The organism is Fundicoccus culcitae, assembly GCF_024661895.1.
GTDB classification, from domain to species: Bacteria; Bacillota; Bacilli; order Lactobacillales; family Aerococcaceae; genus Fundicoccus_A; species Fundicoccus_A culcitae.
This window is the reverse complement of sequence record NZ_CP102453.1, coordinates 1,768,793-1,794,235: the sequence shown is the minus strand read 5'-3', so window position 1 is coordinate 1,794,235 and position 25,443 is coordinate 1,768,793. Positions and strand designations below refer to the sequence as shown.

The following is a 25,443-nucleotide window of genomic DNA, read 5'->3' as shown; positions in this document are numbered from 1 at the left end:
ATTGAATGTGTGCTATAATTAACCATTGAGAAAACAAGGCTAGGGTGAAAAAAGTGAAATTAATCGTTGGGTTAGGTAATCCGGGTGAAAAGTACGCGGGCACAAGACATAATATTGGCTATACTGTTGTCGATCGCTTGATGGAAAAGCAACAATTAAGTATGACGGATCAAAAGTTTCGTGGCGATTATACCACTTGGCACATTAATCAGGATCGTATTTATCTATTAAAACCTTATACTTATATGAATTTATCTGGAGAAGCGGTTTTGCCCTTTATGACCTATTTTGGGATTGGTATGGAAGATATTATCGTCATTTATGATGATCTTGATTTAGATGTCGGGAAGATTCGTTTGCGGCAAACGGGCAGTGCGGGTGGCCATAACGGAGTAAAAAGTATTATTGATTTACTTGGTAGTGATAAATTTAATCGTATCCGCATTGGAATAGGACGGCCACAAAATGGCTGGAAAGTTGTTGACCATGTGTTAGCTCCTTTTGGGAAAGATGATCAAATAGCCGTTGATTTAGCAGTCGATAAAGCCGTTGATGCACTAACTGATTGGGCTAATGGAGCAACCTTTATTTCATTAATGAATCAATATAATTAGCAGTGATATTTATTTAAATAATAGTCAGAGGGGTCATCAATTGAGCCCTCTTCAGTTTGTTTTAACTTTGAGAAAAGGAGTATTTTCGTGGAGAGTTTATATCATTCCCCCTTTAAAAAGACAGTTGCATCATTAAATCAACACATGCAAAATCAACAAGCTCAATTAGTCACGGGCTTGGATGGGAGTGCACGTGCTGTTTTGCTTGCTCAATTGTTTGAAGCGGATCCTAAGCAATTCATTATCGTTGTTCCAATACCTATGGTTTTGGTTCAATTATATGAAGATTTACTGAACTTATTACCTGAAGTTCCAGTATTAGTTTTTCCAGCTGAGGAATCGCCGACCGTTGAGTTTTCAGTCGCTTCGTATGACAATCAAGCCAAAAGAATTGAAGTTTTAGAAACGCTTGATACAGGTAAACCTTGTATTGTTTTAACCTCTGTGGCTGGGGTAAGGAAGCGTCTGACTTCTTTTCAAACATGGCGCAAGGAAGTGGTTGAACTATCGATAGGTTTTGAGATAGAGCGAGAGCCATTAGAAGCGAAATTAAATTTGTTTGGTTATAAACGCCAAACGATGGTGCAATCACCGGGTGAATATAGTGTGCGTGGTAGTATTGTTGATTTTTATCCATTAAATACAGAACACCCTGTACGACTCGATTTCTTTGATACCGAATTGGATTCTATTCGATTATTTAACAGTGAGACACAACAATCGATGGAAAATATTGATCGTATTAAATTAACTCCAATTAAAGATTTAATTTTTCCAATTGAAGAACAACAATCATTATTGCCGGAATTGCATAAGCAGTTAAATAAGAAGTTGACCACTATCAATGATGAGGGTATTAAACTAGCTGTAGAACGTGGCATGACAGAGCAATTAGCCTTGCTTGAACAAGGCGAACCCTTAAAGTATCCTGATGTCTATGTTACCTTACTAAAGTATAAGGACCATTCAATCATTGATTACGCGCAAGGTGAACTGTGTCTGGTTATGATTGAATTTGATAAAATTCAACAACAGGAACGTTTGTTAGCTGATGAAGATCAATTTTGGTTAGAACATGAAACCTCGCTAGGTCTACTTATGCCAGGAATGGATTTGCGACATCATGCGGTTGACCTGCTAAGAAATGCGCCTTTTCCAAAAATTTATATGTCAACCATTCAAAGAGGGTTTGCTTATATAACTTTTACAGAACTTTATCATTATCAATACCGTAGTATGAATCAGTTTTTCAACCAAATGCCTTTAGTAAAAACGGAAATCGATCATTGGTTAAGACAAGATAAAATTATTCAAGTCGTTGTACCGACACATCAACGGGCGACGAAAGTTCAACAATTATTTGAAGAAAATCAGATTCTGCATGTAACGATTCAATCAAATAATAAGCCAACGCTTGGCTATGTTAATATCATTGTTGGACAATTAACGAACGGCTTTGAATTACCGCTAGAAAAATGGGTCGTTTTAACTGAAAAAGAGCTATTTAATCAAATTAAGCGTAAAGCACCTAAACAACAAAAATTGACCAATGCGGAACGGATTAAGTCATATAGTGAACTTGAAGTTGGGGATTTTGTTGTACATGTCAACCATGGGATTGGTAAATATACGGGTATGGAAACCATGGAAATTAATGGGGTACATCGTGATTTGTTAGCGGTGGAATATCAGGATAATTCTCGTTTACTTATTCCGGTTGATCAAATTCATTTAATTCAAAAGTATGTCACGTCTGAATCAAGAACACCCAAATTGAATAAGCTAGGTGGCACCGAATGGGCAAAAACTAAACGTAAGGTAGCCAGTAAAATTGAAGATATTGCGGATGAATTGATTGAACTATATGCTAAACGTGAAAGTGAAAAAGGTTTTGCTTTTAGCGCAGACACGGCAGAACAAGTCGAATTTGAAAATGCTTTTGAATATGTTGAAACAGAAGATCAATTAAAGAGCACGGCCGAAATCAAAAAAGATATGGAAAAAGCACGACCAATGGACCGCCTTTTAGTCGGGGATGTTGGTTACGGAAAAACGGAAGTGGCTATGCGGGCGATTTTTAAAGCTGTTATGGATGGGAAACAAGTAGCCTTTTTAGTGCCAACAACGATTTTGGCTCAACAACATTACAATACAATTATTCAACGTTTTGCCGATTATCCATTTGAAATCGGCTTGTTGAGTCGCTTTGTTAGCCGAGCAAATCAAAATAAAACCATTGAGGATTTAGCTTCTGGCTTATGTAATATTGTCATTGGTACTCATCGCTTATTATCTAAAGATGTTGTTTTTCAAGATTTAGGTCTCTTGATTGTCGATGAAGAGCAACGGTTTGGTGTTAAACATAAGGAACGGTTAAAACAATTGAAACAAAGCGTGGATGTACTGACACTAACCGCAACACCAATTCCACGAACACTGCATATGTCGATGATTGGTGTGCGTGATTTATCCTTGATTGAGACGCCACCGAACAACCGTTATCCGGTACAAACATATGTGTTGGAACGAAATGAAGTGGCTATTAAATCAGCGATTGAAAGAGAAATGGCTAGAGGGGGACAAGTTTTTTACCTATATAATCGTGTGGCAACCATTGAACAACGGGCGATGGAATTGCATGACTTAGTCCCAGAAGCACGTATTGCCGTAGCTCATGGTCAGATGAATGAATTAGAGTTAGAAACTGTTTTAATGGAATTTATTCAAGGTAATTATGATGTGCTAGTCACAACAACAATCATCGAAACCGGTGTGGATATCCCGAATGCCAATACATTATTTATTGAAAATGCGGACCATATGGGCTTGTCAACTTTGTATCAGTTACGTGGTAGGGTTGGTAGAACGCATCGGATTGCTTTTGCTTATTTAATGTATGAACCTGACAAACAATTAAGTGAAGTGAGTGAAAAACGTTTGAAGTCTATTCGGGAATTTACCGAGCTAGGATCTGGATTTAAAATTGCGATGCGCGATCTATCTATTCGTGGCGCAGGTAATTTGCTTGGGAAACAACAGTCTGGTTTTATTGATTCCATTGGTTTTGACTTATACTCACAAATGTTGAAAGAAGCGGTCGATATTAAACGTGGCAATAAGCGCGTTGATCAAACCTATAAAGGACACCATTTGGAATGGGATGTCGCCTTTGATGCTTACTTACCATCGTTTTATATTGAAGATGAAAGACAAAAGATTGCTTTGTATAAATCCATTCAAAATATTGACTCCGTCGAGGCATACCGAGATATTCAAGAACAATTAATTGATCGGTTTGGTGAATTTCCTGACGAAGTTGCCAACTTATTAGAAGTGGCTTTAATTAGATATTATGCTCAAGAAGCAGGTATATCAATGATTAAACAACAAGGTGTTTGGGTTAAAGTAACCTTTACACCGGAAGCCAGTCAATTTTTCGTTGGTCCAAATGTCTATGAAGCCTTACAAGACATTCCAACTAAAGTAAAAGTGGATTGGGATAGTGAGCTTTTAACCGTGCAGTTTTTAATTCAGGGGAAAGCTGTCGACCAATGGCTAAATTATTTGAAAAAATTTGCTCAACAGGCCAATGAATTAATTAATCAGACAAAGGAAAGTGAGGTGAGCCCATGAGATTAGATAAATACCTTAAAGTATCACGGCTCATTAAAAGACGGAGCGTTGCAAAAGAAGTCGCCGATCAAGGTCGTATTACGATTAATGGAAAAGTTGCTAAATCAAGTAGCGATGTAATGGAAAAAGATGAGTTAACGATTCGTTTTGGTAACCGCTTATTAACCGTAGTGGTTAATGAATTGAAGGATACAACCAAAAAAGACGAAGCAGAAAATATGTATACGATTTTATCGGAAGAGCGCTTAGATTTGGAGAATTAATATAATAATAAAATAACCATTGCTTGCTAGATATTTAAGTTATTTACTGATATACTCGATATGTACAGGAGGTGAGTTTCGTGAACAATGAATTCCAAGGTAACTATCGTAAAGAACAAAAAGTCATTCATTTAAATCCAAGTAGTCATCAAAAACCGATAAACACAGATGTGAAGCGATCAACTCACCGTTTTCGAGGATTTTCTAAAGCCTTGTTATATATTGGGTTGTTGATTGTTTTAAGTATATTCGTTGTACCTTTATATCAAACCTATACGCAATCACAGCAAGTCAAAAGTGAGTATGAACAAGCTGTTGCCGATAATACACAAGCTGCACAGCGTTATCAAACGGTTCAAGACGAGTTTCAATTACTCCAAAATCCTGAGTATATTGCAGAGATTGCTCGTCGCGATTATTATTATTCAAAACCAAACGAAATTATTTTTGATTTAGGTGAAAATAACCAGTCGCCTAATTCAATCTTTAATGAAAGTCAACCAGAGTAATGTTTTGTTCAAAATTAGCTTGACCTGAACGAAACAATATCTCATAATACAAGAAACCCAAAACTTAAGGAGGAAATTAGGTTATATGTCAGTCGAAGTGGGACAAAAGGTTCAAGGTAAGGTTACAGGTATCACGCATTTTGGAGCATTTGTTGAGTTGCCTGAAAATAAATCTGGCTTAATTCATATTAGTGAAATATCAGATAATTACGTGAAAGATATTAATGATGTTTTGACAATGGGTCAAGAAATTGAAGTGAAAGTATTGTCAATTGCTCCAGATGGAAAAATTAGTTTAAGTTTAAGAAAAGCAAATGAATCAGCAGAAAATAAATCGACTCCTCGTGGAAATCGAGAAGGCACCCAATCACAAGCTAACCCAAATCGCAAACCTAAATTTGAACCTAAAGACAACAATTTCCAGCAAAACAAATCGTTTAAATCGACCAATAAACCTTCTAATACAGATAGCTATTCAAAAAGTAAAGATGCACCTAAAAGTGACGACTTTGATTCATTAATGAGCAGCTTCTTAAAGGATAGTGAGGACCGTTTATCATCTTTGCGTCGTAACACTGAAGGTAAACGAGGTGGCCGTGGCGGTCGTCGTAATTAAAAGTTTAAGTGATACGTTGATTCTGAAATGAACCTTTTCATTTCGGAGTCTTTTTGTTTAGACGCTTTATTGAAGATGAATCATAAATAGTAGGGGTATATAGGATGGATATGTTAATACATCAAATTTCTAATCAATTAAAACAAAATCCTAAGTGGCTATTAACCGATACGGTCGTTTTAGCTGTATCTGGTGGCGTTGATTCGATGGTTTTGTTGGAAATATTAAATCAAATAAATACCTCAATTGAAGGGCATAACAAGCAATTAGTTGTTGCGCATTTTGATCATAACGTCAGAGAGGATAGTTATTTAGACGCTCAATTTGTCAAGCAGAAAGCAGAAGAATTAGGTTTGATTTACTTCGTACAACGCTGGGAGAATCCTTCAATGAGCGACTTTGAAGCGAATGCTCGGCAAGCACGTTATCGTTTTTTTGCTGAAGTTGCTCGTTCGATGGATACCAATGTCATTGTTACAGGACACCATTTGAATGATCAAATTGAAACAGTCTTAATGCGACTGATTCGTGGCGCCTCTATTCGAGGCATTCGTGGAATTCAAACAGATTATCAATTGCCGGTTAAGTTAATGGATGAACCCAAAGCGATTAATCTCTATTTGATTCGACCTCTCTTGGAAATAACAAAAGAAGAGCTATACCATTATGCCAATAAATATCAAGTACCATTCCATGAAGATTCCACAAATTCCGAGACCGCTTATTTCCGTAATAGAGTGCGAAATCATATTGTTCCACTTTTAGAAAAAGAGAATCCCAATGTTTTAAAAAATATCCATGGCTTAATTACACAATCGGCTATTAGTTATCAAGCGCATTTGCATGATTTTTGGGAAGAAGAACTCCATTGGCTTTCAAAGCCTAATCGAAAAGAATGGCAAATTCATGTGCCATACCTTGAACAGTTAAATCCAGCTAAGCGGTGTGTCTATTTGATGATCTTTTGTGAGGAGTTACTCATCCCAGATTACCCTCAATTAAGCAATGAAGTGCCATTTTTGTTAAATCAGATGGTTGAAAGAGAACAGAATGCCAATTATAGCATTCAACTCGGTGGCGATTGGGTAGCAGTTAGAGAATATGACACCCTATTTATTCGCCAGGGGACGACGGATCACGCCTATGAGAATGGTAAGGTGATGCTTCAAGAACTCAACCGATGGTATCCTTTAGGCGAATCAGCCAAATTGGGTTTTTTCCAAGAGGATAAGGTAACTGAAAGTATGTATGAAGAGGCTGAGGCCTTTTTGACAGTTGAATTGGCTCGCGATGAATCGCTCAATTTCTCTGTACGCCATCGAAAAGCGGGAGATATCATGCGGTTAGGTTCGTCAGAACAACCGTTTCATAAAAAAATCAATCGCATTATGATTGATAACAAATTGCCGAAAAGTCAACGACCATTACAATGGCTGTTGTTACAAAACGATGAAATAATTTGGTTAATACCTGATACAAAATCGTTATTGTATAGCCCTCAACAAACTGATACAATAAATTATGTATTTTTATTCCAATCAAATTTTGATTAAAATGATTATCAATAGATGATGAAGAGGAGAACTAATGTTAGAGAGAGATATTAAAGAAGTTCTAGTCACAGCTGAAGAAATTAAAGAAGCAACTAAACGACTAGGTGCACAATTGACCAAAGATTATGCAGGTAAAGAAGTCGTTGTTGTAGGTATTTTACGTGGGGCGGCTTTATTTATGGCTGATATCATTCGTGAAATGGATGTATACTTAGAAATCGATTTTATGGATGTTTCAAGTTATGGCGAAGCCATTGTTTCTTCAGGTGAAGTTAAAATACTAAAAGATTTAGACACACCAGCAGAAGGAAGACATTTCTTAATTGTAGAAGATATCATTGATACCGGAAGAACCTTAAGGTATATTGTAGATTTATTAAAATATCGTAAAGCGGCATCTGTCAAAGTATGTACGCTCTTAGACAAACCAGAGCGTCGACTAGTTAAGGATTTAATACCAGACTATGTCGGAATACAAGTTCCTAATGAATTTGTGGTGGGATATGGATTAGATTACAAACAAAAATATCGGAACCTCCCTTACGTTGGTGTTTTGAAACCAGAGATATATCAAGAAACAACAGAATAGCTTTTTGTTTAATAAATGTGTTAAACTTGTTAGGATGCAAAGTAATTCATAAAAATTTTTTAAGTGAGTAGGAGGGAGATATTACTCATGCAGAACCCGAATCCAAATCGTAATTTTTTTGGCGGAACACTATTTTATATATTGATTTTTCTTGCTGTTGCTGGAATATTTCAAATTTTTGCTGGCGATTTTAATTCCGCCACTAGGGTTGATGAAATTTCATCAACTGAATTTATACAAAATTTAAATGATGGCGAAATTGATAATTTTACCATCCAAATTGGATCTGGAGCTTACAACATTACGGGTGAATACGTAAATAGTACATCCATTAATGAAGAAGATGAAAATTTCTTTCAAATTTTCCAAGGCTCCGATTCGACTCGACAATTTGAAACGCGTGTATTAGGCAATGATACAACTCTAGCTTATATTACACAGGTGGCGTTATCGACCAACACCGAATTTGAAACACTATCCGAATCAAGCGCTGGACTATGGTTAAGTATCATACCCTTTTTAATATTAATGGTTCCCGTATTTTTCTTAATGTTCTCTATGATGCAATCAGGAGGCGCTAGCGGTGGAAAAGGTGTTATGAATTTTGGTAAAACAAAATCAAAAGATGTCTCCAAGCAAAAAGTTAAAGTTCGCTTTGATGATGTAGCTGGAGCAGAAGAAGAAAAACAAGAGTTGGTTGAAGTTGTTGAATTTTTAAAAGACCCTAAACGTTTTACAGCTTTAGGGGCACGCATTCCAGCTGGGGTGTTACTTGAAGGGCCTCCAGGAACGGGTAAGACATTATTAGCTAAAGCCGTTGCTGGTGAAGCTGGCGTTCCGTTCTTTAGTATATCCGGATCTGAGTTCGTTGAAATGTTTGTCGGTGTTGGTGCGAGCCGTGTCCGTGATTTGTTTGAAACCGCGAAAAAGAATGCACCTGCAATAATATTTATTGATGAAATTGATGCGGTTGGTCGTCAACGGGGAGCCGGTATGGGTGGTGGACACGATGAACGTGAGCAAACCCTTAACCAATTACTAGTTGAAATGGATGGATTTGAAGGCAATGAAGGGGTTATCGTTATTGCTGCAACAAACCGTTCAGATGTGTTAGACCCTGCTTTGCTTCGTCCAGGACGTTTTGACCGTCAGATTTTAGTCGGCAATCCAGATGTTAAAGGCCGTGAAGCTATTTTGAAGGTGCACTCACGCAACAAAAAATTGGCGCCAGATGTGGATTTAAAAGTAGTTGCTCAACAAACGCCTGGTTTTTCTGGGGCGGACTTAGAAAACTTACTTAATGAAGCGGCCTTAATTGCAGCCCGTTTTGATCGGACATCGATTACGGCTGCGGATGTTGATGAGGCTCATGATCGGGTAATTGCTGGTCCTGCTAAGAAGGATTCAGCTATTTCTGAAAAACAACGTAAGACAATTGCTTATCACGAAGCGGGTCATACGGTTGTTGGTATGGTGTTAAGTGAAGCCAGAATCGTCCATAAAGTGACGATAGTACCCCGTGGGCGTGCAGGTGGTTATGCCATCATGTTACCTAAAGAAGACCAATTCATTGTGACCGAAACAGAATTATATCAACAAGTCGTAGGCTTGTTAGGTGGACGTGTAGCGGAAGAAATTGTCTTTAACCATCAATCTACTGGAGCAAGCAATGACTTCGAACAAGCAACACAAATTGTGCGTAGCATGGTGACAGAGTATGGTATGTCTGAAAAATTAGGGACGATTCAATACGAAGGCAATCAAAAAGTATTTGTGGGTCGTCAATATGGCCAAAATGCGCATTACTCTGAACAAGTTGCTTATGAAATTGACCTTGAAATACGTCGTATTATGGGAGAAGCATTAGATGAAGCACATGAAATTATTAGCGCACACCGTGAACAATTGAATATAATAGCGGAAAAACTGTTAGAAGTCGAAACGCTAGATGCGCGTCAAATAAAATCATTGTTTGAAACAGGTAAAATGCCAGCAGAAAATGGTTCTCAAAACGATGAACCCATTGAAGAAGCTGATAGCTTTGAAGAATCTAAGGCCAAAGCCGAACAGGAAGAAATCAAAGAACGTCAGAATGAAGCGGACAACTCTGAAAAAAATGATGATAATGATGGAGAACCTCCTGTAGGTGGATCTACTTCACATCAATCAGAATCAAAAGTCAGAAGAGCGCTTGAAAATGATGAGCCAATTTTTTCAGATAATGATTCTGAACAATAAGATTTAACTTAAAACAAACGTTCTGTTGAAAGCATGAGAGTGCAGATGATTAGCAGAACGTTTGCTTTTTGCTTAAAAACGGAATGATGCACATAAAAATAGATTGCAACAATTTTATGAATTAAAGGGGATATTTATGGCAGATAAATTACTAAGAGCTTTAGCTTTTGATAAGCAAATACGTGTCTATGTCGTTGATGCAACTCAAATGGTAGCAGAAGCGCAACAAAGACATAAAACATGGCATACAGCTACGGCTGCCTTGGGGCGAACCCTCGTTGCAACCACGCTATTAGCGGGTACTTTAAAAGGCGACGACCGTATTACCGTTGAGATATTAGGTGACGGACCCATCGGACATATTGTAGCAGATGGTAATGCTAGTGGTGATATCCGTGGATATGTAGCTAATCCTGAAGTCGCTTTAGCCTTGAATGCCGATGGTAAACTTGATGTTGCCGCTGCTGTTGGCTTACCTGGAACGTTAGTGATTCGGAAATATATTGGTGATTCAGAACCTTTTAGTGGTCAAGTGCCCTTAATTAGTGGAGAATTGGCTGAAGATTTTACTTATTATATGGCTTTATCCGAACAAACGCCGTCTTCAATTGGCTTAAGTGTTTTAGTCGATACGGATGAAACGGTTAAAGTAGCTGGGGGCTTTATGATTCAAGTCATGCCAGGTGCAACGGAAGAAACAATCGCAACTTTAGAAAATCGTTTAGCCAAACTTGGCCGTTTTTCTGATTTGCTTGATAAAGGCTTAACACTTGAAATGTTATTAGGTGAGTTAGTGGGTGAAGATCAATACGAAATTCTTACAGAGACAGCCGTACGTTTTTATTGCGATTGTAGCAAAGAACGCTTTGCCAAAAGTTTAATGTCTGTAGGTCGCCAAGAGCTAGAAGCGATGATACATGAAGATCATGGAGCAGAAGTTGTCTGCCATTTCTGTAACGAACATTATCAATTTAATGAAGCAGAGTTACAAGCCTTAATTGATTAATTATATAAAAAGTCAACAACGTCAAGTAAATATGACTTTTTTTCAGATATCAGTTAGAATATAATAGAGTGAATTGCCGTTTAAATTGCCAAGGAGTGAAGAGATGACAGAAAACCATCAAGAATTAAATGATCAATTAATAGCCCGAAGAGAGAAAATGGAAAAAATGCAAGCGGAAGGTATACAACCTTTTGCGGCTGGCTTTCAAAGAACCCATCTTTCAATGGATTTACACCGTGATTATGACCATCTAGAAAAAGAAGCTTTTGCTGATGACGAAGACCGTATTCGCGTGGCCGTAGCAGGTCGTATCGTATCTAAACGCGGTAAAGGTAAAGCAGGATTTGCGCACTTACAAGATATGCAAGGCAAAATCCAAATTTATGTACGCCAAGACACCATTGGTGAAGATGCCTATCAATGGTATAAAGTAGCGGATTTAGGAGATATTGTTGGAGTTAATGGTTATCTATTTAAGACCAACACAGGCGAATTATCAGTGCGAGCTGAAGAATTTATTCCCTTAACTAAAGCTTTACGACCTCTACCAGACAAATTCCACGGCTTAACGAATGTTGAACAAAAATATCGTCAGCGATATTTAGATTTAATAAGTAATGAAGATAGTTATGATCGGTTCGTCAAACGCTCAAAAATAATTAGTGAAATCCGCCGTTATTTGGATAATCAAGGTTATTTAGAAGTTGAAACACCTGTTCTACATAATTTAGCGGGTGGGGCTAATGCAAAGCCTTTTACCACTCATCATAATGCTTTAGATATGGAACTATACATGCGTATTGCACTTGAATTACATTTAAAACGCTTGGTTATTGGCGGTATGGAACAAGTGTATGAAATTGGACGTGTCTTTCGTAATGAAGGTATTGATACCACCCATAATCCAGAATTTACCATGTTAGAAGTCTATACGGCCTATACCGTTTATACCGATATCATGGACTTGACGGAAGGGCTTATTCGAACGGTAGCAGAAAAAGTTCTCGGCAAAACGTTGATAGAATACGATGATTATGAAGTGGACTTAGGTCAACCTTGGCGTCGTGTTCATATGGTTGATTTAATTAAAGAAGCGACAGGTGTCGATTTTTGGGAAAATGTCAGCTATGAAGAAGCTAAGGCACTAGCTAAAGAACATAACGTGAAAGTTGATGATCACGACTATTCGGTTGGGCATATTATCAATAATTTCTTTGAAACATTTTGTGAAGAAAAGTTAATTCAACCAACCTTTGTCTATGGCCACCCCGTTGAAATTTCACCTTTGGCACGTAAAAACGATGACGATCCACGCTTTACGGACCGTTTTGAATTATTTATTGCGGGTCATGAATATGCCAATGCTTTTACAGAGTTAACGGATCCAATCGATCAAAGAGAACGATTTGAAGCTCAAATGGCGGAAAAAGATGCGGGTAATGAAGAAGCCCATCCCATCGACGAAGATTTTATTGAAGCATTGGAATACGGCTTTCCACCAACAGGTGGTTTAGGTATTGGAATTGATCGGTTAGTCATGTTATTAACCAACGCCCAATCCATTCGTGACGTTTTACTGTTCCCAACCCTTAGAAACAATTAACCCTTAAATAAATATCACTATGACATAAAAAGGAGAATCATTATGGAATTTGAAAGAAAACCCGATGCTTTGGTTGCGCATGATGCAGATGGGAAATTGATTGCCGAAATTACCTTCCCACCAACGGATGACCCAATGGTCGTTAACGCTAATCATACGTTTGTTGATGTCAGTTTAAGAGGACAAGGTGTAGCAGGCCAATTGTTGGATGAAATGGTTGCCCAAATGAGTGCAGAAGGTAAAAAAATTAAAGCGACATGTCCCTATGTTGTCGATAAGTTTAATAACGAACCAGAAAAATATGATTTCATAAACGCAGATCGCTAATAAGCGAATGTGATCTACAATATCACACAGATAGGCAATGAAGTAAGCTTGAAATAACGGCGATTAAAATATTTGTGGAAAGCAATCGAAAAGGTTGACGAAAAATAAAAATCATGTTATATTAACCAAGGTGTTTTTATTGACAGATACCTGAAATTCAGTCGTGCTGACTGCTATAGGAGCGCCCAAGTGAGCAATGCTAATCATTGCCTATCTTTTTAACCAAAAATGACACACTTGGATGTGTGGACTAAGAAACCATGAGGGAGGAGGAAGCTAAATGCCTACTATTAACCAATTAGTAAATAAACCACGTAAATCAAAATCAACTAAATCAAACTCTCCTGCGTTAAATAAAGGATATAATAGTTTCAAACGTACACAAACAGATACTTTATCTCCACAAAAACGTGGTGTTTGTACTCGTGTGGGTACGATGACACCTAAAAAACCTAACTCAGCTTTACGTAAATATGCGCGTGTTCGTTTATCTAACTTGATGGAAGTAACTGCTTATATTCCAGGTGTTGGACATAATTTACAAGAACATAGTGTTGTATTAATCCGTGGCGGACGTGTAAAAGACTTACCAGGGGTACGTTATCATATCGTTCGTGGTGCCTTGGATACTGCGGGAGTAAACAACCGTAAACAAGGACGTTCTAAATACGGAACGAAAAGACCTAAATAATTAATTTAAACTTTAACATGATTGAACTAGAAAAAAATTCGAAAGGAGGATTTTTATGCCTCGTAAAGGAGCCGTTCCAAAACGTGAAGTTTTACCCGATCCAATTTATAACTCGAAATTAGTTACGCGTACAATTAACCGTATCATGGTTGATGGAAAACGTGGTAAAGCTGCAACTATTTTATATTCTGCCTTTGATATTGTTCGTGAACAAACAGGACAAGACCCAATGGAAGTATTTGAACAAGCAATTGAAAACATCATGCCTTTATTAGAAGTTAAAGCACGTCGTGTGGGTGGATCGAACTATCAAGTACCAGTTGAGGTGCGTCCAGACCGCCGCTATGCTTTGGCTATCCGTTGGTTAGTAAGCTATGCACGCTTGCGTGGTGAAAAAACCATGGAATTACGTCTAGCTCGTGAAATTATGGATGCATCAAATAATACAGGTGCTTCTGTTAAAAAACGTGAAGATATGCATAAAATGGCAGAAGCTAACAAAGCCTTTGCACATTATCGCTGGTAAGATTTATAATGGTAATGTCAGCCAACGCTGGCTGATATTGTCAAGTATTGACATCTACTTAATTTATGAAAGAGGGGTAAACTTAGATGGCAAAAAGAGAATTTTCTCTTGAAAAAACCCGTAATATTGGTATCATGGCTCACATCGATGCCGGTAAAACAACCACTACCGAACGTATCTTGTACTATACTGGTAAAATCCATAAGATTGGTGAAACACACGAAGGTGCTTCACAAATGGACTGGATGGAACAAGAACAAGAACGTGGAATCACCATTACATCAGCAGCAACAACTGCACAATGGCATGACCATCGTGTAAATATTATCGATACTCCAGGGCACGTGGACTTTACCGTTGAAGTTGAACGTTCACTACGTGTATTGGATGGAGCGGTAGCCTTGTTGGATGCCCAATCAGGTGTGGAACCTCAAACTGAAACTGTATGGCGTCAAGCGACAACCTATGGTGTTCCACGTATTGTTTTTGTTAATAAAATGGATAAAATCGGTGCAGACTTCTTATATTCTGTAGGTACCATTCATGATCGTTTGCAAGCGAATGCTCACCCTGTTCAATTACCCGTTGGAGCTGAAGATAATTTTACAGGAATTATCGATTTAGTTGAAATGAAAGCTTATAACTATACAAATGACTTAGGAACAGATATTGAAGAAATTGAAATTCCTGCAGATTACCAAGAATTGGCAGAAGAATGGCGTAATAAGTTAGTAGAAGCAGTAGCTGATACTGATGAAGACATCATGATGTCCTACTTGGAAGGTGAAGAAGTTGACGTTCCAACATTAAAAGCTGGTATTCGTAAAGCAACAATTAACGTTGAGTTTTACCCTGTGTTCTGTGGTTCAGCCTTTAAAAACAAAGGGGTTCAATTATTGCTTGATGGTGTCATTGATTATTTACCATCTCCACTAGATGTACCGCCTATTATTGGTAAGGTACCTGGAACGGATGAAGAAATTGAACACCATGCTGACGATAGCGAACCATTTGCTGCTTTAGCCTTTAAAGTCATGACTGACCCATTCGTAGGTCGTTTAACCTTCTTCCGTGTGTACTCTGGTACATTAGAGTCTGGATCTTATATTTTAAACGCAACTAAAGATACACGTGAACGTGTAGGACGTATCTTACAAATGCACGCGAATTCACGTCAAGAAATTCCTGAAGTATTTTCAGGTGATATCGCTGCGGCTGTTGGTTTGAAAAATACTGGTACAGGAGACACCTTGTGTGATGAAAAAAATCCAGTAATTTTAGAATCAATGGAATTCCCAGAACCTGTTATTAACGTTGCTATTGAACCAGATTCAAAAGCTGACCAAGATAAAATGTCTATCGCGTTAGGTAAGTTAGCCGAGGAAGATCCTACTTTCCGCGCTTCAACTGACCACGAAACGGGACAAACCATTATCGCTGGTATGGGTGAGTTGCACTTAGATATCATCGTTGACCGTCTAAAACGTGAATTCAAAGTTTCAGCTACTGTTGGTGCGCCACAAGTTTCTTATCGTGAAACATTCCGCAAAGCCACTCAAGCTGAAGGTAAATTTGTTCGTCAATCAGGTGGTAAAGGTCAATACGGTCACGTATGGATCGAGTTCACACCTAACGAAGAAGGCGCGGGCTTTGAATTTGAAAATGCAATCGTTGGTGGGGTTGTTCCTCGTGAGTACATCCCTGCAGTAGAAGCTGGGTTGAAAGATGCTATGGAAAATGGTATTTTAGCTGGATTCCCAATGGTAGATATTAAAGCTAAACTTTATGATGGTTCTTACCATGATGTCGATTCATCTGAAACGGCCTTTAAAGTTGCGGCTTCAATGGCATTAAGAGCAGCTGCTAAAACAGCAGAACCTACCATCTTAGAACCAATGATGTCTGTTGAAATAACCGTCCCTGAAGAATATTTAGGAGATGTTATGGGACATATTAGTTCTCGTCGTGGACGGATTGAAGGAACACAAGCAAGAGGTAATGCCCAAATCGTTAAAGGTATCATTCCGTTATCTGAAATGTTTGGTTATGCCACAACGTTACGTTCAGCAACACAAGGACGCGGAACTTTCTCAATGACATTTGATCATTATGAAGATGTGCCAAAATCAATTGCTGAAGAAATTATTAAAACTCATGGTGGTAAATCTGAAGCATAAGCTTTAGAAATATTACAAAATAGTTGCTTAGTCATTTCTCTTTCTAAAGATTGAATTTTAGCAAAGAGATAAGTATAATAATAGGTGATAGATTACTTAGGAATCTATAGCCTTAGACAAATTTTTAGGAGGAATTATCTAAAATGGCAAAAGAAAAATTCGAACGTACAAAACCACACGTTAACGTTGGTACTTTAGGACACGTTGACCACGGTAAAACAACTTTATCTGCAGCAATTGCAACTGTATTATCTAAACAAGGTTTTGGTGAAGCTCAAGATTATGCTTCTATCGATAATGCACCTGAAGAAAAAGAACGTGGAATCACAATCAATACTTCACATATCGAATATGAAACAGCTAATCGTCACTATGCTCACGTTGACTGTCCAGGACACGCGGACTACGTTAAAAACATGATCACTGGTGCTGCTCAAATGGACGGTGCTATCTTAGTTGTATCTGCAGCTGATGGTCCAATGCCACAAACTCGTGAACATATCTTATTGGCTGGTCAAGTAGGGGTTCCTTACTTCGTAGTCTTCTTGAACAAAGTGGATATGGTTGATGACGAAGAATTATTAGAATTAGTTGAAATGGAAGTTCGTGACTTACTAACTGAATACGACTATCCAGGAGACGACGTTCCAGTCATCGCTGGTTCAGCGTTAAAAGCTTTAGAAGGCGATCCTGAATACGAAGAAAAAATCTTAGAATTAATGGCAGCAGTTGACGAATATATTCCAGAACCAGAACGTGATACTGAAAAACCATTCATGATGCCAGTTGAGGACGTATTCTCAATTACTGGTCGTGGTACAGTTGCTACTGGACGTGTTGAACGTGGAACGATTAAAGTTGGGGATGAAGTAGATATCGTTGGTATCGCTGATTCAATCTCTAAAACAACTGTAACTGGTGTTGAAATGTTCCGTAAATTATTAGATTACGCTGAAGCTGGTGACAACGTAGGTACATTATTACGTGGTGTAACACGTGAACAAATCCAACGTGGTCAAGTTTTAGCTAAACCAGGAACAATTACACCACATACTAAATTTACTGCGGAAGTTTATATCTTATCTAAAGAAGAAGGTGGCCGTCATACTCCATTCTTCTCAAACTACCGTCCACAATTCTATTTCCGTACGACTGACGTAACAGGTGTTATTGAGTTGCCAGAAGGAACTGAAATGGTTATGCCTGGTGATAACGTTGCTATGACAGTTGAATTGATTCACCCAATCGCAATTGAAGATGGAACTAAATTCTCAATCCGTGAAGGTGGCCGTACTGTTGGTGCTGGTGTTGTATCAAGCATCATCGGTTAATTACAAACAATTTACCAAAGTTAATCTTTAAAGGTTAACTTTGGTTTTTTTGTGCTTATTTTACAAAATGACTAGAATATTTCACCTTTATTCGATTCAATGTTATAATCAAGACACATTTGAACTTACCATTGGAGGGATAGCGATATGGATTTTGAAGATTTATTTAGTACAATTATAGCAGCATTACCCGGGATTTTAGGAGCCTTGCTTTTATTAATATTAGCCTTGATAATATCCCAAATTTTAAAGCGTCTAACCATTAAAGGCTTAAATAAAATTGATTTTGGACAAAAATTACAAAACTGGGGCGTATCAAAAAATGATGATGAAAGTGATACTTTTTTAGAGACGATTGGAACATTCGTCTATTTTATTGTCATGCTATTCTTCTTGCCATTTATATTAAATGGATTGAATTTATCAGGTGTTGCCGACCCGATTATTAATATGTTCAACCGTTTCTTCGAGTATATCCCGAATATTATAGCCGCCTTAATTATTTTGGTAGTTGGTCTTTATTTTTGTCGGTTTGTTAAGAACCTGGTGCAAAATCTATTCGAAGGTTTAAACATTGATAAATGGTATGCCAAGGTTACTGGACGTGTCATAGAAACAGAGATAGATGAAACACGTTTAGCAGAAGTGTTAGCCAACATCGTCTATGTCCTCATTTTCATCCCGATTTTAACTGTAGCACTTGAAACATTAGGGATTGAAAGTATCTCGACACCTATTATCGGTGTATTAAATCAAATTTTAGCGGCTATTCCTAATATTCTTACAGCCTTGGTATTGGTCATCATCGGTGGCTTTATCTCTAATCTTCTTGCAGATTTAATTGAAAGTTTGTTAAGAACGTCTGGGATTGATCGTTACTCCAATTATCTTAATTTTAAAGGTGAAACGCATTTAAAAATATCAACCGTTACTGCACAAATTATTAAAATGGTTCTATTGATATTCTTTATTGTCGAAGCTTTAAATGTCTTGCGATTAGAAGTATTAAATACAATTGGGACCGCTGTTATAGCTTACATGCCTTTGGTTATCAGCGCTATAATTATTTTAGCCATTGGTATTATAGGGGGGAATATCTTAGCTGATTTCTTAGCTAAAGTCTCTGGAAGCAAAGTTTTTGGTGAATTTGCCCGCTATGCTATTATTGTACTATCTGTTTTTATGACCTTAGATCAATTGCAATTCGCTCAAACGATTGTTAATTCTAGTTTTATTATTATTTTAGGATCAATTGCTTTGACTTTTGTCTTAGCATTTGGGTTAGGCGGTCGCGAATTTGCCGCTAAACAATTAGAAAAAGCGGATAAAGCCCTTGATGAAGATATCAGCCATAAAGTTAATGAAGTTGAAGAAATTAAGGAAGAAAATTAGTTTTTATCATCCTGAAGAAAGTAGGTGGTGTAATGAACATTATATTTATTATTGTTTTTGCGGTGATTGGTTTAGTTATGTTTTTACCTACCGGCCCGATGAACGGATTAATTGGGCTATTAATAGGGGCAGTGATTGGCGCCGTCTTTAGTTTTAGAGGACGAGGAAAAAAGAAAAAATAACATACTGATCAATAAAATAAATACCGTTGTTTTCTAAGGAGTGTTTCATCTTAGAAAACAACGGTATTTTCACATGTCGGTTATAGATCGAAACCAACTTCTGTTTTAATTGCTTCAAATTCTTCTTGAGATAAGTAATCTATCTCTTCTAGAGCTGGGACGCTTTCGTTGCTTGGTGTAAAACTAGACTGTATTTCAATTAGGTCAGGGAAACTAATTGAAATACCTAAAGAATCATCTTCTTCACTAGTTTCTTCTTGAGGTATGGTTAAACGTGTATATTGACTTACGGATTGTTCTTGCGGGTTGATGGTAAATTCAATCGTTAATTCCGACTGTTCATTAACCAGCGTTGAGTTAGATCCTAACAGTTCTGTAAGTTGTTCAGAATTGAGATGTGTCGTTGCAACGGTATTACCATTTTCATTTTTATATTCGATTGGATTGGGTAATTGTAAAAAGGCATCGATTGATTGCAATTGATTAGAAATTCCAGCATCAACGGTCGTTTGGCTAACAAAGCGGCCGTCGGTGGCTTGGTCAAGAGCATCTAGTTTTTCGGTAAAGTCAGGATCTAAAGTAAGATACATTTCTTCTTGTGAACGATAAAATTCGACCTCATCAACCAGCATGGTATCACCGTAGGTGTAAGTTGTAAAAATACCAACACCGTCTGCATTGAATTGCTCAGAGAAATGACCTTGTGTATTGTTATCGACAATTGTTCTTGATGATGTTTGGGTTGTACCCATGTTCATGGTACTTTCGGTTATATAAGCATCAAGATCATTAAATTGCGAAAGGACATAATCAACATACTCTTCATCGCTTCGGTTACCTTGTTCAAAATCGATGGTGTTCTGTGCGTGAACAGACATAATTGATCCTGTGTGGCTAAAACTAGGTAAAATAGGCAAGGCTAAATTTAAACTAATAATACTTGCGAGTAACGTTAAAGATTTTTTCATTAATTATACCTCCAAATACTTTAAATTTATTTTATTATACAAAAACATTTAGTGATTTATCAACTAAATTATCTTGTTCGGAAAATAAAACGTGACAATATAATGCTATCAATCAGCGTTTTAATAGTATGATAGAGATTCAAAAAATATTTTTGCTTCTATATTAAGTAGTTAACAAAATGCATAAAGTGTTTGAAAAAAATTGAATGGAAATCAAAGCTAAGATTGCACCCAATTTTTTAGAATAAATCGAATATTTTCCTTGCATCATGCAGTATGTTCCGTTATAATAGTCGTTGTGCCTAAAGAAGCTTTTTTGTATGCCTTCTTTTAGGTGATGGCCCTCATTTAGAGAAGGTCGGTGCTATGAAGCGAGAGGTTGTGACACGCTCGGACGAGTTGCCAAGGAGAGCGATGTTAGAAATTCTTGTGGAGCAAGTCATGTTTTAAATTTGACGAAGGAGGAAAACAAATGGCAAAGCAAAAAATTCGTATTCGTTTGAAAGCTTATGAGCATCGTGCTTTAGACTTGTCAGCGAACAAAATTGTAGAATCAGCAAAGAGAACAGGAGCAAAGACCGTAGGTCCAATTCCGTTGCCAACAGATCGTTCGCTATACACGGTAATCCGTGCGACTCATAAGTACAAAGATTCTCGTGAACAATTCGAAATGCGTACCCACAAACGTTTAATTGATATCGTTGATCCAACATCTAAAACAGTTGATGCATTGATGAAATTAGACTTACCAAGTGGTGTAGACATAGAAATTAAATTATAAAATTATATATAAAATGGAGGTGTACTCATGACCAAAGGAATCTTAGGTAGAAAAGTAGGTATGACACAATTCTTTACTCAAAACGGTGAATTAATCCCAGTAACAGTTATCGAAGCTACTCCGAACGTTGTTTTGCAAGTTAAAACAATTGAAAATGATGGCTACGAAGCAGTTCAAGTAGGATATCAAGATATGCGTGAAGTATTGTCAAACAAACCTGCGAAAGGTCATGTAGCAAAAGCAAATGCTACTCCTAAGCGCTTCATTCGCGAATTTCGTGATGTCGAGCTAGGAGATTACGAAGTAGGACAAGAACTAACAGTGGAAACTTTCACAGTAGGTGACATCGTGGATGTCACGGGTACATCAAAGGGTAAAGGATTCCAAGGCGTTATCAAACGTCATGGACAACACCGCGGCCCTATGGCCCACGGTTCTAGATACCACCGTCGTCCTGGATCAATGGGGATGGCATCAGATGCATCTAAAGTATTCAAAGGTAAAAACTTGCCTGGACAAACAGGTGGCGAACGTATAACGATTCAAAACCTTGAAATCGTATCTGTAGATCCAGAAAACAATGTTATCTTAATTAAAGGTAATGTACCTGGAGCTAAAAAATCATTAGTCGAAGTAAAACAAGCAATTAAAACTGTTAAATAATGGAAGAGGGGAGGAGCGAGAAGATGCCAAAAGTTACATTATTCAAACAAGATGGAACAACATCAGAAGAAGTAGAATTAAATGAAGCAGTATTCGGTATTGAACCAAACGAATCAGTTATCTTTGATGCTGTAATTATGCAACGTGCATCATTACGTCAAGGAACACACGCTGTTAAAAATAGAAGTGCTGTTCGTGGCGGTGGTCGTAAACCATGGAGACAAAAAGGAACAGGACGTGCTCGTCAAGGGTCAACCCGTTCACCACAATGGGTTGGAGGTGGAGTTGTCTTTGGTCCAACACCTCGTTCATATAGCTACAAATTACCACGTAAAGTTCGTCGTTTAGCATTACAATCGATACTTTCACAAAAAGTTGCCGAAGGTAATTTAGTGTTAGTTGATAGCTTAACGTTCGATGCACCGAAGACAAAAGAGTTCAAATCAGTATTAAGTAATTTATCACTTGATGCAAAAGTATTGTTGATTTTAGAAGGCGACAATAACAATGCATATTATGCAGCACGTAATTTACCAAATGTTAAAGTGATTGATGACCATAACGTAAACGTGTTGGATTTAGTAAATTACGATAAAGTATTGATTACCAAAGCTGCACTTTCAACAGTAGAGGAGGCTTTAGCATAATGCAATTATCTGAAGTAGTATTAAGACCAGTAATTACGGAACAATCAATGTTAGGTATTGATGACCGTAAATATACCTTTGAAGTTGATCGTCGTGCAAACAAAACACATATCAAACAAGCGGTTGAAGCAATGTTTGAAGGCGTAAAAGTTGCCAAAGTTAATACGATCAATGTTGACGGAAAAGCTAAACGTATGGGACGTTATACAGGTTTTTCTAGAAAATATAAAAAAGCAATCGTAACCCTAACAGAAGATTCAAACAACATTGAGTTATTCGGCGAAGCTGAATAATAACCCAAATAACTAATATAGGAGGGAATAATAGTGGCAATCAAACATTACAAACCGACCACCAATGGTCGTCGTAATATGACTGGCTATGATTTCTCTGAAATCACAACGAATAAACCAGAGAAAACTTTATTAGACCATCAAAAACAAAAAGCAGGCCGTAATAATCAAGGTAAAATTACTGTTCGTCACCAAGGTGGCGGTAACAAACGTGCTTATCGTATTATTGATTTTAAACGTAACAAAGATAATGTGATTGGTACAGTAGCTACCATTGAATATGATCCAAACCGTTCAGCAAATATCGCTTTAATCCATTATGAAGATGGTGTTAAAACATATATTCTTGCTCCAAAAGGTTTGAAAGTAGGCCAAAAAATTGAATCAGGCGAACAAGCAGATATTCAAATCGGTAATGCCTTACCATTACTCAATATCCCTGTTGGTTCCGTCGTTCATAACATTGAATTAAAACCAGGTAAAGGCGGACAATTAATTCGTTCTGCTGGAACAAGTGCCCAAGTATTAGGCCACGAAGGCAAATACACACTCGTTCGTTTACAATCTGGTGAAGTACGTATGATTTTATCTACATGCCGTGCAACCATTGGTACGGTTGGAAATGAGCAACATGAATTAATTAATATTGGTAAAGCAGGTCGTGCCCGTTGGATGTCTAAACGTCCAGAAGTACGTGGATCTGTAATGAACCCTAACGATCACCCACACGGTGGTGGTGAAGGCCGCGCACCAATCGGACGTCCGTCTCCAATGTCACCATGGGGTAAACCAACTCTTGGTAAGAAAACACGTAAAACTAAGAAAAAATCAAGCAAGCTAATTATTCGTTCACGTAAAAAATAAGCCGTTTAATTAGATAATTTTGAAGGGAGGCTACACTGTGAGTCGTAGTTTGAAAAAAGGACCTTTTGTCGATGATCATTTGATGAAAAAAGTTGAAGAGCAACAAAATAACTCAAAGAAACAAGTCATTAAAACTTGGTCTCGTCGTTCTACAATTTTCCCGAACTTTATTGGGTTAACAATTGCAGTATACGATGGACGTAAACATGTACCAGTGTACGTGCAAGAAGACATGGTTGGACATAAATTAGGCGAATTTGTCCCAACTCGTACCTATAAAGGTCACGCAAGTGACGATCGTAAAACACAAAGACGCTAATAAGAGGAGGGAATAAAGATGACAGAACAAATCACATCTGCTAAAGCAATTGCAAAAACCGTTCGAATTGCTCCTCGTAAAGTTCGTTTAGTAGCTGATCTTATTAGAGGTAAACAAATCGGTGAAGCTATTTCAATTTTGAAATTCACTCCAAATGCGAGTGCACCCGTAATTGAAAAAGTTTTAATGTCAGCAATAGCCAATGCAGAACATAATTATGATTTAGACGTTGAAAGTTTATACGTCAGTGAAGTTTATGTGAATGAAGGACCTACCATGAAACGCTTCCGTCCAAGAGCCAAAGGTTCAGCTTCACCAATTTTAAAACGCACTAGCCACATTACAGTAGTGGTAGCAGAAAAAGAGGAGGTTTAATAATGGGTCAAAAAGTACATCCAATTGGTATGCGTGTTGGTATCATCCGTGATTGGGATGCAAAATGGTACGCAGACAAAAAGTACGCAGAATTTCTACATGAAGATTTAAAAATCCGCGAATATCTATATACTAAACTTTCTGATGCTTCTGTTTCGACAATTCAAATCGAACGTGCAGCTAACCGTGTGATTGTTTCAATTCACACAGCTAAACCAGGAATGGTAATTGGTAAAGGCGGTTCAGAAGTAGATGCTATTCGTGCTGAGTTAAATAAATTAACTGGCAAAAAAGTACATATTAATATCGTTGAAATTAAAGAACCTAATTTAGATGCTAAATTAGTTGCTTTAGATATTGCTAATCAATTAGAAAATCGTGTAGCTTTCCGTCGCGCTCAAAAACAAGCGATTCAAAGAACAATGAAAGCTGGCGCTAAAGGAATTAAAACACAAGTATCTGGCCGTTTAAATGGAGCCGATATGGCACGTGTTGAACATTATTCTGAAGGAACTGTTCCATTGCATACATTACGTTCTGATATTGATTATGCATGGGAAGAAGCAGATACAACTTATGGTAAATTAGGAGTAAAAGTTTGGATTTGTCGTGGGGAAATTTTACCTACCAAATCGAATGCTTAGAAAGGAGGGAACTAATCAATGTTAGTACCTAAACGTGTAAAACACCGTCGTGAGTTCCGTGGGAAAATGCGCGGAGAAGCTAAAGGTGGAAAAAATATTGATTTTGGAACTTATGGTTTAAGAGCAGTTGAATCAAAATGGATCACAAACCGTCAAATTGAAGCATCACGTATTGCTATGACTCGTTTCATGAAACGTGGTGGTAAAGTGTGGATTAAAGTCTTCCCTCATAAATCCTATACAGCTAAGGCTATTGGGATTCGTATGGGTAAAGGTAAAGGAGCACCTGAAGGTTGGGTAGCCCCAGTTAAACGTGGTAAAATCTTATTTGAGATTGATGGAGTTTCTGAAGAAGTTGCTCGCGAAGCACTTCGTTTGGCTTCTCACAAATTACCAATTAAAACTAAATTCGTAAAACGTGAAGAATATGGTGGTGAATCGAATGCAAATTAATGAAATCAGAGAACTAACCACTGAAGAAATGGTTGAAAAAGAAAAAGAATTCAAAAAAGAATTATTTAATCTTCGATTCCAATTAGCAACAGGTCAGTTAGAGAACACTGCCCGTTTACGTCATGTACGTAAGTCAATTGCTCGTATCAAAACGGTCTTGCGTGAGCAAGAATTGGCTAAGTAATC

28 protein-coding genes are annotated in these 25,443 nt (G+C 37.6%); 27 read left to right on the top strand and 1 reads right to left on the bottom strand.

What is annotated here, in order from left to right:
• Window positions 1-53: 53 nt before the first annotated feature.
• From pth to NRE15_RS08030, 17 genes are all read left to right on the top strand, one after another.
• The gene (pth, locus tag NRE15_RS08110; protein ID WP_313792390.1) at window positions 54-614 is read left to right on the top strand and encodes an aminoacyl-tRNA hydrolase; all 561 of its coding nucleotides are present in this window, start codon (window positions 54-56) and stop codon (window positions 612-614) included.
• A gap of 87 nt (window positions 615-701) precedes the next feature.
• Window positions 702-4,247 carry a transcription-repair coupling factor gene (mfd, locus tag NRE15_RS08105; RefSeq protein ID WP_313792388.1) on the top strand — a complete coding sequence of 1,182 codons (3,546 nt, stop codon included), beginning with the start codon at window positions 702-704 and terminating at the stop codon, window positions 4,245-4,247.
• The gene (locus NRE15_RS08100) at window positions 4,244-4,510 is read left to right on the top strand and encodes an RNA-binding S4 domain-containing protein (protein ID WP_313792387.1); all 267 of its coding nucleotides are present in this window, start codon (window positions 4,244-4,246) and stop codon (window positions 4,508-4,510) included. Before mfd ends, NRE15_RS08100 begins: the two co-directional genes overlap by 4 nt.
• Window positions 4,511-4,590: 80 nt before the next feature.
• On the top strand, window positions 4,591-5,019 hold the full coding sequence (locus NRE15_RS08095) for an FtsB family cell division protein (RefSeq protein ID WP_313792386.1): 429 nt from the start codon (window positions 4,591-4,593) through the stop codon (window positions 5,017-5,019).
• An 85-nt stretch (window positions 5,020-5,104) separates the two neighbouring features.
• Window positions 5,105-5,635 carry a S1 domain-containing RNA-binding protein gene (locus tag NRE15_RS08090; RefSeq protein ID WP_313792385.1) on the top strand — a complete coding sequence of 177 codons (531 nt, stop codon included), beginning with the start codon at window positions 5,105-5,107 and terminating at the stop codon, window positions 5,633-5,635.
• 104 nt (window positions 5,636-5,739) lie between these two features.
• Window positions 5,740-7,188: a tRNA lysidine(34) synthetase TilS gene (tilS, locus tag NRE15_RS08085; RefSeq protein WP_313792384.1), complete on the top strand. Its 1,449-nt coding sequence runs from the start codon at window positions 5,740-5,742 to the stop codon at window positions 7,186-7,188.
• Between the two features lie 34 nt (window positions 7,189-7,222).
• The gene (hpt, locus tag NRE15_RS08080; RefSeq protein WP_313792383.1) at window positions 7,223-7,777 is read left to right on the top strand and encodes a hypoxanthine phosphoribosyltransferase; all 555 of its coding nucleotides are present in this window, start codon (window positions 7,223-7,225) and stop codon (window positions 7,775-7,777) included.
• Between the two features lie 87 nt (window positions 7,778-7,864).
• Window positions 7,865-10,015, top strand: a complete 2,151-nt coding sequence (gene ftsH, locus NRE15_RS08075; RefSeq protein ID WP_313792382.1) for an ATP-dependent zinc metalloprotease FtsH — start codon at window positions 7,865-7,867, stop codon at window positions 10,013-10,015.
• 136 nt (window positions 10,016-10,151) lie between these two features.
• A complete protein-coding gene (gene hslO / locus NRE15_RS08070; protein ID WP_313792381.1) occupies window positions 10,152-11,021 on the top strand; it encodes an Hsp33 family molecular chaperone HslO in 870 nt (289 codons plus the stop codon).
• Window positions 11,022-11,124: 103 nt separating this feature from the next.
• Window positions 11,125-12,624 carry a lysine--tRNA ligase gene (gene lysS, locus NRE15_RS08065; protein WP_313792380.1) on the top strand — a complete coding sequence of 500 codons (1,500 nt, stop codon included), beginning with the start codon at window positions 11,125-11,127 and terminating at the stop codon, window positions 12,622-12,624.
• Between the two features lie 42 nt (window positions 12,625-12,666).
• Complete coding sequence (locus NRE15_RS08060; protein WP_313792379.1) at window positions 12,667-12,951, top strand: GNAT family N-acetyltransferase; 285 nt, start codon at window positions 12,667-12,669, stop codon at window positions 12,949-12,951.
• Window positions 12,952-13,231: 280 nt separating this feature from the next.
• Window positions 13,232-13,642: a 30S ribosomal protein S12 gene (rpsL, locus tag NRE15_RS08055; protein WP_313792378.1), complete on the top strand. Its 411-nt coding sequence runs from the start codon at window positions 13,232-13,234 to the stop codon at window positions 13,640-13,642.
• 55 nt (window positions 13,643-13,697) lie between these two features.
• On the top strand, window positions 13,698-14,168 hold the full coding sequence (rpsG, locus tag NRE15_RS08050; protein ID WP_313792377.1) for a 30S ribosomal protein S7: 471 nt from the start codon (window positions 13,698-13,700) through the stop codon (window positions 14,166-14,168).
• 86 nt (window positions 14,169-14,254) lie between these two features.
• The gene (gene fusA, locus NRE15_RS08045) at window positions 14,255-16,345 is read left to right on the top strand and encodes an elongation factor G (RefSeq protein WP_313792376.1); all 2,091 of its coding nucleotides are present in this window, start codon (window positions 14,255-14,257) and stop codon (window positions 16,343-16,345) included.
• A gap of 143 nt (window positions 16,346-16,488) precedes the next feature.
• Window positions 16,489-17,676 (top strand): elongation factor Tu, encoded by a 1,188-nt coding sequence (tuf, locus tag NRE15_RS08040; protein WP_313792375.1) that lies wholly within the window; start codon window positions 16,489-16,491, stop codon window positions 17,674-17,676.
• Window positions 17,677-17,823: 147 nt separating this feature from the next.
• A complete protein-coding gene (locus tag NRE15_RS08035; protein ID WP_313792374.1) occupies window positions 17,824-19,068 on the top strand; it encodes a mechanosensitive ion channel in 1,245 nt (414 codons plus the stop codon).
• 32 nt (window positions 19,069-19,100) lie between these two features.
• The gene (locus NRE15_RS08030; protein ID WP_313792373.1) at window positions 19,101-19,250 is read left to right on the top strand and encodes a hypothetical protein; all 150 of its coding nucleotides are present in this window, start codon (window positions 19,101-19,103) and stop codon (window positions 19,248-19,250) included.
• Between the two features lie 80 nt (window positions 19,251-19,330).
• Here the strand turns inward: NRE15_RS08030 and NRE15_RS08025 are convergent, their stop codons facing one another.
• Window positions 19,331-20,218: a hypothetical protein gene (locus NRE15_RS08025; RefSeq protein ID WP_313792372.1), complete on the bottom strand. Its 888-nt coding sequence runs from the start codon at window positions 20,216-20,218 to the stop codon at window positions 19,331-19,333.
• A gap of 472 nt (window positions 20,219-20,690) precedes the next feature.
• Between NRE15_RS08025 and rpsJ the strand changes: the two genes are divergently transcribed.
• From rpsJ to rpmC, 10 genes are read left to right on the top strand one after another with little or no spacing between them, the layout of a single operon-like run.
• Window positions 20,691-20,999, top strand: a complete 309-nt coding sequence (rpsJ, locus tag NRE15_RS08020; RefSeq protein WP_313792371.1) for a 30S ribosomal protein S10 — start codon at window positions 20,691-20,693, stop codon at window positions 20,997-20,999.
• Between the two features lie 27 nt (window positions 21,000-21,026).
• Window positions 21,027-21,662, top strand: a complete 636-nt coding sequence (gene rplC, locus NRE15_RS08015) for a 50S ribosomal protein L3 (protein WP_313792370.1) — start codon at window positions 21,027-21,029, stop codon at window positions 21,660-21,662.
• Between the two features lie 23 nt (window positions 21,663-21,685).
• On the top strand, window positions 21,686-22,309 hold the full coding sequence (gene rplD / locus NRE15_RS08010; RefSeq protein WP_313792369.1) for a 50S ribosomal protein L4: 624 nt from the start codon (window positions 21,686-21,688) through the stop codon (window positions 22,307-22,309).
• Window positions 22,309-22,602 carry a 50S ribosomal protein L23 gene (rplW, locus tag NRE15_RS08005; RefSeq protein ID WP_313792368.1) on the top strand — a complete coding sequence of 98 codons (294 nt, stop codon included), beginning with the start codon at window positions 22,309-22,311 and terminating at the stop codon, window positions 22,600-22,602. The genes rplD and rplW overlap by 1 nt, the downstream gene beginning before the upstream one ends.
• Before the next feature lie 33 nt (window positions 22,603-22,635).
• Entirely contained in the window at window positions 22,636-23,466 is an 831-nt protein-coding gene (gene rplB / locus NRE15_RS08000) for a 50S ribosomal protein L2 (protein ID WP_313792367.1), read from the top strand.
• A 37-nt stretch (window positions 23,467-23,503) separates the two neighbouring features.
• A complete protein-coding gene (gene rpsS / locus NRE15_RS07995) occupies window positions 23,504-23,785 on the top strand; it encodes a 30S ribosomal protein S19 (RefSeq protein WP_313792366.1) in 282 nt (93 codons plus the stop codon).
• Between the two features lie 18 nt (window positions 23,786-23,803).
• Window positions 23,804-24,160: a 50S ribosomal protein L22 gene (rplV, locus tag NRE15_RS07990; RefSeq protein WP_313792365.1), complete on the top strand. Its 357-nt coding sequence runs from the start codon at window positions 23,804-23,806 to the stop codon at window positions 24,158-24,160.
• Window positions 24,161-24,162: 2 nt separating this feature from the next.
• The gene (gene rpsC / locus NRE15_RS07985) at window positions 24,163-24,804 is read left to right on the top strand and encodes a 30S ribosomal protein S3 (RefSeq protein WP_313792364.1); all 642 of its coding nucleotides are present in this window, start codon (window positions 24,163-24,165) and stop codon (window positions 24,802-24,804) included.
• A gap of 18 nt (window positions 24,805-24,822) precedes the next feature.
• Complete coding sequence (rplP, locus tag NRE15_RS07980; protein ID WP_313792363.1) at window positions 24,823-25,257, top strand: 50S ribosomal protein L16; 435 nt, start codon at window positions 24,823-24,825, stop codon at window positions 25,255-25,257.
• Entirely contained in the window at window positions 25,247-25,441 is a 195-nt protein-coding gene (gene rpmC, locus NRE15_RS07975; RefSeq protein WP_313792362.1) for a 50S ribosomal protein L29, read from the top strand. Before rplP ends, rpmC begins: the two co-directional genes overlap by 11 nt.
• Window positions 25,442-25,443: the final 2 nt, after the last annotated feature.

Coding starts and splice junctions, on each gene's coding strand:
- fusA (WP_313792376.1), top strand. CDS start 14,255: ATGGCAAAAAGAGAATTTTCTCTTGAAAAAACCCGTAATATTGGTATC.
- tuf (WP_313792375.1), top strand. CDS start 16,489: ATGGCAAAAGAAAAATTCGAACGTACAAAACCACACGTTAACGTTGGT.
- rpsL (WP_313792378.1), top strand. CDS start 13,232: ATGCCTACTATTAACCAATTAGTAAATAAACCACGTAAATCAAAATCA.
- rplV (WP_313792365.1), top strand. CDS start 23,804: ATGACAGAACAAATCACATCTGCTAAAGCAATTGCAAAAACCGTTCGA.
- ftsH (WP_313792382.1), top strand. CDS start 7,865: ATGCAGAACCCGAATCCAAATCGTAATTTTTTTGGCGGAACACTATTT.
- rpsG (WP_313792377.1), top strand. CDS start 13,698: ATGCCTCGTAAAGGAGCCGTTCCAAAACGTGAAGTTTTACCCGATCCA.
- NRE15_RS08035 (WP_313792374.1), top strand. CDS start 17,824: ATGGATTTTGAAGATTTATTTAGTACAATTATAGCAGCATTACCCGGG.
- rpmC (WP_313792362.1), top strand. CDS start 25,247: ATGCAAATTAATGAAATCAGAGAACTAACCACTGAAGAAATGGTTGAA.
- NRE15_RS08090 (WP_313792385.1), top strand. CDS start 5,105: ATGTCAGTCGAAGTGGGACAAAAGGTTCAAGGTAAGGTTACAGGTATC.
- rplD (WP_313792369.1), top strand. CDS start 21,686: ATGCCAAAAGTTACATTATTCAAACAAGATGGAACAACATCAGAAGAA.
- rpsJ (WP_313792371.1), top strand. CDS start 20,691: ATGGCAAAGCAAAAAATTCGTATTCGTTTGAAAGCTTATGAGCATCGT.
- rplP (WP_313792363.1), top strand. CDS start 24,823: ATGTTAGTACCTAAACGTGTAAAACACCGTCGTGAGTTCCGTGGGAAA.
- hpt (WP_313792383.1), top strand. CDS start 7,223: ATGTTAGAGAGAGATATTAAAGAAGTTCTAGTCACAGCTGAAGAAATT.
- hslO (WP_313792381.1), top strand. CDS start 10,152: ATGGCAGATAAATTACTAAGAGCTTTAGCTTTTGATAAGCAAATACGT.
- NRE15_RS08060 (WP_313792379.1), top strand. CDS start 12,667: ATGGAATTTGAAAGAAAACCCGATGCTTTGGTTGCGCATGATGCAGAT.
- rpsC (WP_313792364.1), top strand. CDS start 24,163: ATGGGTCAAAAAGTACATCCAATTGGTATGCGTGTTGGTATCATCCGT.
- rplC (WP_313792370.1), top strand. CDS start 21,027: ATGACCAAAGGAATCTTAGGTAGAAAAGTAGGTATGACACAATTCTTT.
- NRE15_RS08100 (WP_313792387.1), top strand. CDS start 4,244: ATGAGATTAGATAAATACCTTAAAGTATCACGGCTCATTAAAAGACGG.
- lysS (WP_313792380.1), top strand. CDS start 11,125: ATGACAGAAAACCATCAAGAATTAAATGATCAATTAATAGCCCGAAGA.
- tilS (WP_313792384.1), top strand. CDS start 5,740: ATGGATATGTTAATACATCAAATTTCTAATCAATTAAAACAAAATCCT.
- NRE15_RS08025 (WP_313792372.1), bottom strand. CDS start 20,218: ATGAAAAAATCTTTAACGTTACTCGCAAGTATTATTAGTTTAAATTTA.
- NRE15_RS08030 (WP_313792373.1), top strand. CDS start 19,101: ATGAACATTATATTTATTATTGTTTTTGCGGTGATTGGTTTAGTTATG.
- rplW (WP_313792368.1), top strand. CDS start 22,309: ATGCAATTATCTGAAGTAGTATTAAGACCAGTAATTACGGAACAATCA.